This window comes from Hydrogenophaga laconesensis (genome assembly GCF_031457235.1).
Classification (GTDB): Bacteria; Pseudomonadota; Gammaproteobacteria; order Burkholderiales; family Burkholderiaceae_C; genus Hydrogenophaga; species Hydrogenophaga laconesensis.
In genome coordinates this window covers 201,429-212,524 of the sequence record NZ_JAVDWE010000010.1, presented here as the reverse complement: position 1 = coordinate 212,524, position 11,096 = coordinate 201,429, and the positions used below count along the sequence as shown (strand labels likewise).

At 61.8% G+C, this 11,096-nt stretch carries 14 protein-coding genes; all 14 read right to left on the bottom strand.

Going from position 1 to position 11,096, the window contains the following annotated elements:
- Positions 1-202 (bottom strand): hypothetical protein (locus tag J2X09_RS18100; RefSeq protein ID WP_204731962.1); only part of this gene is annotated, 202 nt, incomplete at its 3' end.
- A complete protein-coding gene (gene drmD, locus J2X09_RS18095) occupies positions 199-3,339 on the bottom strand; it encodes a DISARM system SNF2-like helicase DrmD (protein ID WP_204731963.1) in 3,141 nt (1,046 codons plus the stop codon). The genes drmD and J2X09_RS18100, both read right to left, overlap by 4 nt.
- Positions 3,340-3,359: 20 nt before the next feature.
- On the bottom strand, positions 3,360-3,776 hold the full coding sequence (locus J2X09_RS18090) for a very short patch repair endonuclease (RefSeq protein WP_310308944.1): 417 nt from the start codon (positions 3,774-3,776) through the stop codon (positions 3,360-3,362).
- A gap of 60 nt (positions 3,777-3,836) precedes the next feature.
- Entirely contained in the window at positions 3,837-4,880 is a 1,044-nt protein-coding gene (locus J2X09_RS18085; protein WP_310308943.1) for a DNA cytosine methyltransferase, read from the bottom strand.
- A gap of 66 nt (positions 4,881-4,946) precedes the next feature.
- Positions 4,947-5,144 (bottom strand): methylation-associated defense system helix-turn-helix domain-containing protein MAD1, encoded by a 198-nt coding sequence (mads1, locus tag J2X09_RS18080; protein WP_204731966.1) that lies wholly within the window; start codon positions 5,142-5,144, stop codon positions 4,947-4,949.
- A 165-nt stretch (positions 5,145-5,309) separates the two neighbouring features.
- Entirely contained in the window at positions 5,310-5,771 is a 462-nt protein-coding gene (locus J2X09_RS18075) for a lysozyme (RefSeq protein WP_204731967.1), read from the bottom strand.
- Positions 5,768-6,244, bottom strand: a complete 477-nt coding sequence (locus J2X09_RS18070) for a hypothetical protein (RefSeq protein WP_204731968.1) — start codon at positions 6,242-6,244, stop codon at positions 5,768-5,770. The genes J2X09_RS18075 and J2X09_RS18070 overlap by 4 nt, the downstream gene beginning before the upstream one ends.
- On the bottom strand, positions 6,241-6,546 hold the full coding sequence (locus tag J2X09_RS18065; protein WP_070527361.1) for a DUF6127 family protein: 306 nt from the start codon (positions 6,544-6,546) through the stop codon (positions 6,241-6,243). Before J2X09_RS18065 ends, J2X09_RS18070 begins: the two co-directional genes overlap by 4 nt.
- Before the next feature lie 67 nt (positions 6,547-6,613).
- Positions 6,614-6,964 (bottom strand): DUF2793 domain-containing protein, encoded by a 351-nt coding sequence (locus tag J2X09_RS18060; RefSeq protein WP_204731969.1) that lies wholly within the window; start codon positions 6,962-6,964, stop codon positions 6,614-6,616.
- Between the two features lie 3 nt (positions 6,965-6,967).
- The gene (locus J2X09_RS18055) at positions 6,968-7,564 is read right to left on the bottom strand and encodes a glycosyltransferase family protein (protein ID WP_204731970.1); all 597 of its coding nucleotides are present in this window, start codon (positions 7,562-7,564) and stop codon (positions 6,968-6,970) included.
- An 11-nt stretch (positions 7,565-7,575) separates the two neighbouring features.
- Entirely contained in the window at positions 7,576-9,846 is a 2,271-nt protein-coding gene (locus J2X09_RS18050; protein WP_204731971.1) for a phage tail protein, read from the bottom strand.
- Positions 9,846-10,061 carry a hypothetical protein gene (locus J2X09_RS18045; protein ID WP_204731972.1) on the bottom strand — a complete coding sequence of 72 codons (216 nt, stop codon included), beginning with the start codon at positions 10,059-10,061 and terminating at the stop codon, positions 9,846-9,848. Before J2X09_RS18045 ends, J2X09_RS18050 begins: the two co-directional genes overlap by 1 nt.
- The gene (locus J2X09_RS18040) at positions 10,058-10,285 is read right to left on the bottom strand and encodes a hypothetical protein (RefSeq protein WP_009521704.1); all 228 of its coding nucleotides are present in this window, start codon (positions 10,283-10,285) and stop codon (positions 10,058-10,060) included. Before J2X09_RS18040 ends, J2X09_RS18045 begins: the two co-directional genes overlap by 4 nt.
- Before the next feature lie 18 nt (positions 10,286-10,303).
- Positions 10,304-11,092 carry a phage BR0599 family protein gene (locus tag J2X09_RS18035; RefSeq protein WP_204731973.1) on the bottom strand — a complete coding sequence of 263 codons (789 nt, stop codon included), beginning with the start codon at positions 11,090-11,092 and terminating at the stop codon, positions 10,304-10,306.
- Positions 11,093-11,096: the final 4 nt, after the last annotated feature.

Sequence of the window (11,096 nt, the reverse complement as noted above, 5' to 3'; positions counted from 1 at the left end):
TGCTCAATGGTGGCGAATTGTGCGGGTGTGATCTCCATGCCGGAGATTTTCCAACGCAATCTCCATGATCGCCATTAGTGTTAACACGCCCTAGTTCTTCCAGCCCTTGCGGAAAGGCCTCCTTCAGAACGGGAACGGCGAGGAAAGGGCCGGAGATCTCGATCAGCGACAGCCAATCATCATGCACGCTGGGAGCACTCATGCGGCACCTCCTTGAACGGCAGATGCAGGCACAAGAAAGATGACGGCGACCGGAAAGGTGCGGTCGTTGAGTTTGGCGTAGCGGGTTTCGATGGCCTCGGCCTCCTGCTGGCGCTCGGCTGGAAGGCGGGCGAGACGCGCCTCCAGTGCGGCGGTGTCGCGCCTGAGCTGTGTTCGTTCGTCTTCAGTGAAGAGCGATAACTGCGCCGGTTGTTGATCTTTCTTCAGCTCGAGTTGGATGGCTTTTTCCAGCTCATCGAGCACGGTGCCGATGTCGGCCACTTCCTGCTGCTTACGGGATTGAAGGGTGTTGGTCAGGAACTTGAGCCGGTCTTTCGAGCGGACGTCGACCGACTGCAGGATGGCGCTCTGCGCTCGGTCGAAACGCACGCGGATGGCATCGAACAGCGAATCTGTGGCCGTCAGTGGCTTGGCCTGATCCAGCCATTGCTGGACTTTGGTGACGCCGTCCTCACGGCGGAAGGATTTATCCCCCAGATAGCCCCCGGCCACCGTCAGCTCTTCATGGAGGCGGTGATGGTTGCCGCCAGTGACGACCAGCCGCGAGATGACGACCACGGCAGGGCCGTCGATCAGTGCATCAGGCACCGAACGCACGGTGACGCGATGCAGCTTCTTCACATCGTCTTGCGCCCAGACTTCGGCGCGCAGCAAGCGCAGGCACATCTGCACCAGTCGGTGGTTGAGGTGAACCAGCACCACGTCGTCACGCCCGGTTGCGACGGCGTGATCGAAGGTGATGGGTCGAATCTGCAGTGTGTGGGGGTGGCGCAAGCCTTCGAGGCAGCGCGCCCACGAGCCCGACAGCGCAGGCATCTTGAATACGGTGCCCACCGGAGCATCAGTCAAGTTGAAAGGCTCGAGCGGCGGGCGGCCTGCCAACTCGAGGCCGGTCTTGACCGCCATGAGGATGTGCTCTGGCGTGAGGTGGAAATCCTGCTGCGTGGTCAAGAGCCGTTCGTGCAGCTTGGTAACGCGGTCTTTGAGTTCGCGCTCGGCACGCACGAAGCGTCTGGCCTTGGCGATCTTGGCCTCAGCGAGGCGGGTGTCGAGGTCTTTGAGCGAGCCTTCGATCAGCCCCGACATCTGCGGCGCGATGACTGGGTTGACGCTGCCCATGTCCGCCCGCATGGATTCGAGCTTGCGCAATGCCCGAATGATGTCATCGCCGTGGCCACCGATGGTTGCTTTGCCCTGTTCGCCGCCGTCGACGGGGTGCCAGATCAATACTTCCTTCTGGCGCTGACCGTGCCGGTCGACACGGCCGTTGCGCTGCTCCATCACATTGGGGTTGTAAGGGATCTCCAGATGGATGAGGCAATTACAGTGGTTTTGCAAGTCGATACCTTCCGACGCCGCATCGGTGGCCAGCAGGATGCGCACCGCTGAGTCCTTTGGCGAAGTCTGGAAGGCCGCTTTGACTTTCTCACGTTCATCCTGCGCCATGCCGCCATGAAGGATGGCCAGTCGATCGCCACCGAAATCGTAGCTGGCGAGGATCTCGTGCATCCACTGGTGGGTGGTGCGGTATTCGGTGAACAAGATGACCCGGCGCTCGTTCCACTGACCGTCGGTCTTGAGGTTGGCCGTGAGCCAGTCGAGGATCGCTCTGGCTTTGGCGTCGACCTGGTTCTTGGCGGTCTGCGCCCACGATCGCAGTTCGTTCAGCATCTGTTGCTGGTCTGCTGTCAGCGGTTGTGCGCGACGTGAGGCTTCCTCGACGGCCTCGGACTGGGCGTTTTCGACCTCCTGGTCGTTGGCGTAGTCTTCTTCGACCCGCAGGATGGCTTTGCGCAAGATGCGGTCGGCCATCGCATCTTTGTCCTTGCGTTGGCTGCCATTGGTCAGACTGGCAATGTGCTTCTCGAGCGTGGATGCAAACGCAGCGGGAGAGGAGAAGAGCCGCTTCTTGAGCAGCTGATTGACGAATGACGTGCCGAACGCATTGCCGACCTTTTCGGCGTCCTGCTCGCGGCTCGCGCAGTAATCATTCAGCTTTTGGTGAATGGCGCGCTCTTGTGTGGAGTACGAGGCCAGCAGCGCTTGCAGCTTGCGCTGCGCATAGAGTGGCTTGCCTTCCGCATCGACCAGATCGCTCTTGAGGCGACGAATCATCACCTGACTCAGCTGCTTTTCATCTGGCAGGATGTTTCGAGCGAAGCGTTGGTCGTCGAGCAATTCGAGCAACGATGTGAAGGACTCGGTGTAACCGTTGTGCGGTGTGGCGGTCAGAAACAGCCGATGCTGGAAGTGTGGGCTGATGGAGCGAATGAGGCGCGTCCGCTGGCTCTCCAGCGCGTAGTTCGTACCAGCAGCGGGGGCGATGTTGTGTGCTTCGTCGACGACGAGCATGTCGAATTTGCGCGGGTAGCTGGTGTGCGCTGGAAGAACATCGCGCATGGCACGTAGCCCTTCGCCGCTCTTGACCCAGTCCATGGAGGCGATCAGGCGCGGATGCGACGTCCACGGGTTGGCGTGGATGCCGCGATCCCGTCGCAACTGCTTGATGTAGGCCGTGTCGACGATGCGGAAATCAAGGCCGAATTTTTCCAGCATCTCCACACGCCACTTTTCTTGCAGCGATGCGGGGCAGATGATCAGGACGGTGCGGGCACGGTGCCGCAGCAACATTTCCTGGATGACGAGACCGGCCTCGATGGTCTTGCCCAAGCCGACGTCGTCAGCGATGAGCAGATTGACGCGGGCCATGTCGATGGCACGCACCAGTGGGTCGAGCTGGAAGTCCTCGATGCTGACGCCACTGCGGAAAGGTGCTTGCAGAAAGCCCCTGTCAGCATTGGTCGCTGCCCCCCAACGAACAGCGTCGAGAAAGGCTTCAAGGGTGTCGGAGTCATCCTGTCCGGTGATCGATGGCAGGCCCGCACGTTCGATGACTTGCGCCCCGGGTTCGACCTCCCAGATGACTTCGAGCTCTTCACCCAGACCGTCTTCGTCGATGGATGAGAGAGTGACTGAATTCTGTTGTGCCGACATCGATGTCAGCTTGGATGAGACGACTTCGGCAACGACCCACTGGCGTCGCCTGACCTCGACCAGTTGCCCCGGCTCTGGACGAGTGCGATAGGTCTGATTCTGTTGCTCGGTTGCGATTTCCATGAGGTCTGCCGTCTTCCCGTTCAGTTTTTCTTGTGTGAGCTGGCTGACGAAGCACAGCGCTTCGATCTGCCCATGGCGACCGTCTGGACGACGATTTCGGCTGCCTCGGTCGGCGGCTCGTGTTCCCAGAATCGCAGTACCGTCCACCCGATACTCCGAAGCCGTTCGTTCGTGTCTGTATCCCTGGCACGGTTCGTTTCGATCTTTTGTCGCCAGAACTCCGCGTTCTGCTTCGGCCATGTGGCGTGTTCGGGGCACCCGTGCCAGAAGCAGCCATCGACGAATATGGCGATCCTCAGCCCCGGAAAAGCGATATCTGCGACCCGACGAGGTTTCCTCAGTACCTCGAAGTCGACTCGGTAGCGCAGACCTCTCCGGTACAGATCTCGACGCAATGCAATCTCAGCGCCGGTTCCCTTTTGCCGGACTTTCGCCATTCGGCGACTGGCTTCTGGAGATGAGGGCTGAACGCGTGGCATCGATCGAGTCTCGTCAGATCATCGGGACTTGGTCGATGCCAAGTGCTCGTTGATGCTGCGGGCGATCGCTCGACCCAAATCAACGGGAACGGCATTGCCGATGAGGCGCCCCAGTACCTTGAAGCTCACATCACCGTCATCAGGAATGAACGCGTAGTCACGCGGGAAGCTCTGAATGATTGCCGCTTCCCTCAATGTGATCGCGCGATCCTGTTCAGGGTGCCCGAACCGGCCATTCCCGAACCCATAGCACTGCGTGGTCATGGTGGGGGCAGGCTTGTCCCACTCCATGCGGCCATAGACGCCCGGGTAAGTCCTGCCGCTTTCTGCACGATGGCAATCGGCGACGAGATGCTCCGGCCAGTCGCGCCACGTACCACCAGGCTTCGATACTTTGATGCGCTTGAGATTCTTCTCCGACAGCGTGGATGAAACGTGCAGCTTGTCTCTAGGGGCTGCCTCGCCAGCGCTCAATGCACGTAGGCGGCCAATGGCTTGCCTCACGGTTTTTGGCTTTTCGAGCGTAGGTTTGATCATCGTGATCTCGCCATGCCGGGATGCCAGCAGCACCATGCGGCGGCGGGTCTGTGGCACGCCGTATTGAGAGCTATCGACGACATCGAACCACACGTTGTAACCGAGTCGCTTCAGCGTATCGACGAAGTCGTGAAACACCTCGTGCTTGGCAACGGTTGGGACGTTCTCCATCGTGATGACGTCTGGCCGGGAGCCCTTGGCTAGACGAGCGAACTCGTACAAGAGCCCCCATTTCCCATCCTTGCCGTCGAGCTCGTAGCGTTGTGCATAGGTGGAAAATGGCTGGCAAGGTGCGCACCCTGCAAGGATCTTCAAGTCGGCATCACCGAACAGTGCATTCAGCTCGGCGGTGGTGACCTTGCTGATGTCTCGCTCTACAAACTTGGCGCTGTTGTTCGCCTCATAGGGAAAGCGACAAGCGGGGTCCATGTCGATGCCAGCAACGACCGGTACGCCTTCGAGCACGAAGCCATGCGTCAGCCCGCCCGCCCCGCAGAACAAATCAACACAAGAAATTTTCGTCATTTCAACAATCCTCATTTCGTTTCGACCACAGGATGAGGCGATCGAAACCCATCGATAGCAAGTCAATCATTCTTTGCCTCGACCTTCGCTTTCTGCTGCGCCACCAGAGCGCACCCACTCATCGACTTCCTCTGACTTGAACTTCCAAAGTCGACCGATTCGGTGAGCAGGCATGTTCCGTTTGCTGATCCAGGCATAAACGGTGTCCTTGCTCACGCCGAGGTACTCGGCGATCTCTTCGACCGACAACCAGCGATCTGACATGACATGGGGTTCCATCAAAAGTCGTAATTAGGGCAGCTTGACAATGATCGCACGGATTATGCTCGTAGTAAATCTGAATAAGTCTGGTTTGGCATGATTTGGCGTGGTTTGATGCGATTGACTGCTAAGTCTTGGTGGCGATCCGACATCGCGCCAAGCCGAATGTCAGCCGAACAACGACGTGATCTCTGCTTCGCGCCGTGCCGCCAATCCCGGCAGCACCTTCCCGCCGCCATAGACCCAGCGCCGCAGCTCCGTTGCGGCGACAGCCCAGTCCCGCTGGTTGATCCGTCGCCGCAGCGTTGAGGTCTGCAACCGCCCAGCGCCAAGGTTGAAGGTGAAATCCACGATTGCGGCGAGCCGCCCTTCGGGCTCGGTGGCCAGCACCGGGCAGTAGCGCAGCGTGGCGGCAAGTGCCGATTGGAGATCGCGCGCCAGATAGACATCGGCTTCGGCCTCGGTGATCGGTGGGTGCTTGGGATCGCAGAGATGGCCGTACCCAATCGTCCAGAAGCCTGCTGGGCAGATGTAGGGAACGGCGGTGATCTCGACTCCGCGCTTGACCTTGCGTTCGAACCCCTCGAAGCGCTTGGCTAGCTCGATGGCTGTTTGCGGTACTGCGATCACGGTCGCACCCGGTCGAACACGCGCCCGAGGAACCAGAAGTTCAGCACCCCGGCCCAAAGGGCCTGATCAGCCTCCGTCCAGGCATACAGGATGGCAACGCCCCAGCCTGCACCACCTGTCACGGCGGCTGCGACTGTTGCCGTCTTGGTGGCGCAGTACAGAGCCATGAACCAGTAGGTGATGACCGGGCGGACGCTGGAGCTCAATGCGTCGACCCAGCGCACACCGGTCTTCTCACCCTGAGTGCGGACGGCTTCGCGCAGGGTTTCGATGGCCCCGACATTCCACGCGGCGTCGGCTCCCGCGCCGATTTCCGACATCCGTTGCGCGCCGCGAATCTTCTCGAACTCCAGCGCTTTGTCCTGCATTGCCAGTTCGTGGCCGCGTTCGCCCTTGCGGTCGAGCCATTTGAGGATTTCAGGCGCAAGACGGAAGGCCCCGCCAAGGAGGCCGCCAAGTAGTGTCTCGATCATTGCGGGCCTCCCATCAGTTTGAGCTTGATGGCAGCACCAACCAGCAGTGCGGCCAGGATGCCGGTGGTGATGACCTTGACGGTGGTCTGCCACGCGGTGCGCCGGGCGTCACGCCAGGCTTCCAGCAGGTCGCGCAGTTCGCGGATGTCACGGGCTGCGTGGCCGTTTTCCAGCCCGAGGTGGGCCAGAACCCGTTCGGCTCCACGCTCAGCGGCGTGGGCCAGCAGTTCGTCGAAATCCTCGCGGCGCAAGAGCAGCATGTTCTCCACGTGCGCGGGCTGTTGTTGTTCAGGTTCGGTCATTGGCGTTCTCCAGAAATGCGAAACCCGCCTCGGGGGCGGGTTTCTGGTGGGGGCGAAGGAAGGGAAATCAGATGGCGAGGCCTGCGCTCCAGCCGGTGGACTTGAAGGCCGAGAGCTTGGCCTCGTCCTCGATGTAGCAAAGCCAGCCGATCTTGGGCGTGTGGTACTCCCAGGCATCGGCGATGCGCACGGCGATCTGGTTGGTCTTGCCTGCCCACACGCCCGTGGCGGCGGCAGGAATGAGGTAGCGGTCGCCGTTGGCAGGGCTGGCCGGTGGCGTGGTCAGGTCACGGTCTTTCACGGACAGGCCGACCACCGCGCCGAGGCGTTTGAGGTTGGCATCCATGCCGGTGTCCCAGCCGCTCTCTCCGAGCGTCCAGCCATAGTTGAGTCCAAGGTTCGGGTCGATTGATGACATGGTCTATCTCCAGAGATTCGATGCTTGGCGAATGCGCAGGACTGCTTCCGGATCGCCGGTGCGGTGACTTTGCTGCGGGTGCTGCCGCCAGTGACGCCCAACGATGGGCAGGTACAGCACGCCACCACGCTTGGCCACGAGCAGGGTCAGCAGCCAGTCGGCAAAGTTGTTGAGGTCGGCGGTTTCCTTGAGTACGGCTTCCACGGCGGAGCGCCGCATCACGATCAGGCCGTGAACGTGGCTGGCGCTGTTGGCGTGCTGCCAGCGGCTGTAGGCCAGACGCCGCACGGCGATATCCCGGCCAGCCTCGTCCGTCAATGCCTCATCGGTGTAGGCCATCACTGCCTGCGGGCAGGCATTCAGCGCATCGGCCAGTTGCGTGAAGGCGCTCGCTTCGTACAGATCATCGGGATCGACGAAGGACACCAGCGGCAGCGTGCCTTGTGCGTAGCCAGCGGTGCGTGCTTCACCGATTCGCCCGGGGATACCGGGCAGAACGCGCAACTGGATCGGCGCGCCGTCGAGGCTGGCGATACAGGCCTCACGCCATTCGGCAGGTTCGTTCAGGGTGAGCAGATGAACATCGATGCGTGGTTCCATTGGTGCTTCCATCACACACCTCCCCAATACTGGCCCCAGCGCAGGCCGTAGCCCGTCCGATCCATGGCTCGCACCTGCGGTTGCCAGCTGCTCAGACCATCACGCTCGGCGCTGATCTCCACGGTAATTCGGTCGCCCAGCGCACCGGCCTCGGGCGCAGCGACTGCGGCGCTCCAGACAAATGTCGTTCCGGTCAGACCAGATGTGGTGTGCGCCAGAACGCCGTTGCGATTACGGATGCGCACCGTGTAGGTCACACCCAGTTCCGGCCCGATGTCGCCCTCGTCTTGCTGAACGAGGTAGGCGGTCTGCTGCGTGCGGTCGCGGTGTGCCCACGCGACGGTCAGGTCACCGGCCACCACGGCAGGTTCGGTCTGGCCATTGAGCCGGATACGACCGGGCGCATACGGCAGCGCCTGCCGACCGGCCAGCACGATTGGCTGGGCATTGATGGCCAGTGCCGGATCGCCTTGGTCGGTCGATGTGCGCGGAATTGCGCCAACGAACACTGATTCACCCGGTGCGCGCTCAGCGCCCTCCGAGGCCAGCCATTCACCCACGCCGATCAGCCGTGTGCCCAGAGCATGGGATTGCGGCGTGGTGTCGAGCACGCCGCGCGCAAGGTCGATGGTTGCATTGGCCGTGTCGACGGCCAGAATCGCGACCACTTCCCGAATGGCCCCTCCGGCGTCCACCAGATAGGCGTAATCGTCCACGGCCAATCTTTCCGGCTGACTGACGGCTGTCACCGACACCGCCAGCGCATCATGCTCGGTGACAGGCAAGGCGGCATCGAGCGTGAGCAGCGGCGCATAGTCCTCGCCGACGACGGAAGCGAGATCGCCGCTCGAAGTACCGGTGGCCAGTTGCCAGTTCAGTTGACCGGTACCGCCTGCGGCCGCCAGCGCGCCGAGATAGGTGTCCGTGTCGGTCAGGTACGCGAGATCGGCACGCGACAAGCGTCGGGCCAGTTCCCAATACGGCACCTCGACGGCCAGCACCAGTGATGGCGGTAGCGGCTCGATGGTCGGTTCATCGACGCGTGGCGGTGGGGGTGAGAGCACGGTATTGCTCATGCCGAATACATCCTCCATGGCTTCGATGCGCCATTCGGCTGCGCCCAAGGTTCCGGTATCGATGCCAGTGACGCGCACCACCATCTGATCGACACCCAAGCGCGGCCAGTTCAGCAGGAACACATCACCCGGCAGCGGCGCGCGTTCCAACGTGTCGCGTGCGACCGTCAGACTCATTCTCGCCAGCGGCGAACCCAAGGCTCGCAGATCACGCAGCGCCAGCCGGGCGGCTAGCGACCCATGGTTGACGCCGGGATAGTCACGACGCTGGTTGATCACGCCACCCTGCAACTGGATGGCGGCGAGGTTTTCTACGGTGACGGTGGTGTCGCCGCCGGTTTGCCAGTCGGTGTAGACCACGGTCAGTTCGTTGGGCAGTTCGCCCCACTGGGCTCGTTCGAAGCGTTCTAGCCGCACGATCTCGTCGGGGCCCAACTGCGGCAGGCTGTCGATCCAGTAGTCGTCGCGCAGCAGCTTGAGCTCGAAGGTACCTTGCTCGGGGTCGGTGTAGAGAATCCCGCCGATGTGGTCGATCACCTGACCGATGAAACTCTCGATGGGCTGCTGGCGCGTCCAGATCAGATTGAGGCCGAAGCCTTCGCTGGACAGCGCCCACGCGGCATTCCAGAAACTCCAGCCGATGGTGTCCTGCGGATAGCCCATGCCCCAGTGCGGATCGGTGAGGCATTGCACCAGGATGTGGGCCGGGTTCATGCCCACGCTGATCTCGCGACCCTCGTCGTTATCCCAAGTGCGGATTTCGGAATCTCCCATCCATGCGTGATCATGCCAACCGGCATTGAAGCGGCGAACACGCACCGCCCACGGCTTGATGTAAGGGTTGTTGGCCGCGAACAAGATCTTCCGGGCCACCAACGACAGCACGCCCCGGAAGGCCGGAATGGCGCTGCCGAGGCGGCTCATCAGATAGTCGTTACGGCCTTGACCGGCATGGCCAGACAGCACATCGATGGTGCCGACCACACCGCCTTCGCGCGAGTCGCCGCCGAACAAATCGGGCTTGTTGATGCTGATGCTGGTCAAACCATGCCCGGAGGACAGCGGCGCGCGGTCGGCATCGCCCCACGCGGTGCGGTCGCCCATCTGGATCTCCTGCACGGCATCGACGGGCCCTTGGCATAGAGCCAGATGCAGTCCCATCCGGTAGCGGTAGCCGACGGTTTGCTTCTTGCTGCTGCCACCCATCAGTTTTGCTCCGGCGTGGTGGATCGATTGCGGGCGTGTTCGACCACGCGCTGGGCCATTGCATCGCCCGTGGCCAGCAAGGTTTCGGCATCACAGCCATCGCGCAGGAAGGTGCGGAAATCCAGATCGTGACGGGCGAACCATGTGCGTGTGCCGTTCACGCACAGGCCAACGGCGCGCACATGATCGATGGTGATGACAGTCGATGTGCTCACTTCTTGCCACCTTTCTTCTTGATCGGATCGGCTTCGAGATCGCCGTACCAGACGACGTTGGAGCCGCGCAGCAGCACCGTGCCGAACACGACGGGAATCGGTCGGCCTTCTTCTGCGGTGGGTGCATCGACATCTGAGAGCGACGCAGGTTTGGGCTCGGGCGGTTTCGGGGCAAGCGCAACCGAAACCAGCGCCGCCACCACGATGACGACGAGGTACCACATGGCAATTTCTCCGGGGATTCAAAACACGCCCGTCGAAAACGGGTTCTTGCTCGGGATGGCGGGAAAGCCGCCGTAGTTATCGAGGTTGCCGAAGCGGGACGCGCACGTTTCCGTGCTGTGGTCGCAGCCGACCGTCAGTTGCACCTCTGTGCCGGGCTCGATGGCGACGGGATAGAGCAACTCCACGCCGCTGCCGTAGTCGCTGACGATCATGTGGCGAGCTCCTTCGGGTGTTTGCAGCCAGCCACCGGCAACGCCGCCACTCACGCTGCCTGGCACGCCGCCATCAAGCTCCACGTTGCGGCCGGAGCTGTTGCTCACGAAGGCGCTGGCGGTGATGGGTGATGCACCGCAGGCGCTCGAATACAGGACGTGCGAACACTTGCGGCTGTAGAGGCGACGCAGGCCGATACGCTTCAAACTGACTTGCGCGCTTTCGCAGCGAACGCGAGCTACGTCGTCGGCAATCTCGACGCCCAGCACCCGGCCCATCCAGCGCGTGCCCGACAGCCACCAGTAGTCGCCCCAGGTGTCGCGCCGCGCGATGCGCAGCGTGATCGCGGTGGTTTCCCCGGTGAGCGACGTGGCCAACAGATGGCGCACGAGATCGCCGTCGGGTGGCAGCTTGAGATCCAGCGCTGATTTGGCTGCCTCGGCACCCAGTGCCAGTTCGTTGCGCTCGATGGAAAGGCTTGTGTACAGATTGCCGTCGAGGTCGACGTCGAACTCGTGAGGCGTCAGCAGGAACTCTCCGCTGGCGCTAGTGAAGGCGTATAACTCGACTTCCATCAGAGGGTTTTGACTCATGGGC

Excerpts from the sequence above, each read along its gene's own strand:
- drmD (WP_204731963.1), bottom strand. The coding sequence starts at position 3,339 with ATGGAAATCGCAACCGAGCAACAGAATCAGACCTATCGCACTCGTCCA.
- J2X09_RS18090 (WP_310308944.1), bottom strand. The coding sequence starts at position 3,776 with ATGGCGAAAGTCCGGCAAAAGGGAACCGGCGCTGAGATTGCATTGCGT.
- J2X09_RS18085 (WP_310308943.1), bottom strand. The coding sequence starts at position 4,880 with ATGACGAAAATTTCTTGTGTTGATTTGTTCTGCGGGGCGGGCGGGCTG.
- mads1 (WP_204731966.1), bottom strand. The coding sequence starts at position 5,144 with ATGTCAGATCGCTGGTTGTCGGTCGAAGAGATCGCCGAGTACCTCGGC.
- J2X09_RS18070 (WP_204731968.1), bottom strand. The coding sequence starts at position 6,244 with ATGATCGAGACACTACTTGGCGGCCTCCTTGGCGGGGCCTTCCGTCTT.
- J2X09_RS18065 (WP_070527361.1), bottom strand. The coding sequence starts at position 6,546 with ATGACCGAACCTGAACAACAACAGCCCGCGCACGTGGAGAACATGCTG.
- J2X09_RS18060 (WP_204731969.1), bottom strand. The coding sequence starts at position 6,964 with ATGTCATCAATCGACCCGAACCTTGGACTCAACTATGGCTGGACGCTC.
- J2X09_RS18055 (WP_204731970.1), bottom strand. The coding sequence starts at position 7,564 with ATGGAACCACGCATCGATGTTCATCTGCTCACCCTGAACGAACCTGCC.
- J2X09_RS18050 (WP_204731971.1), bottom strand. The coding sequence starts at position 9,846 with ATGGGTGGCAGCAGCAAGAAGCAAACCGTCGGCTACCGCTACCGGATG.
- J2X09_RS18040 (WP_009521704.1), bottom strand. The coding sequence starts at position 10,285 with ATGTGGTACCTCGTCGTCATCGTGGTGGCGGCGCTGGTTTCGGTTGCG.
- J2X09_RS18035 (WP_204731973.1), bottom strand. The coding sequence starts at position 11,092 with ATGAGTCAAAACCCTCTGATGGAAGTCGAGTTATACGCCTTCACTAGC.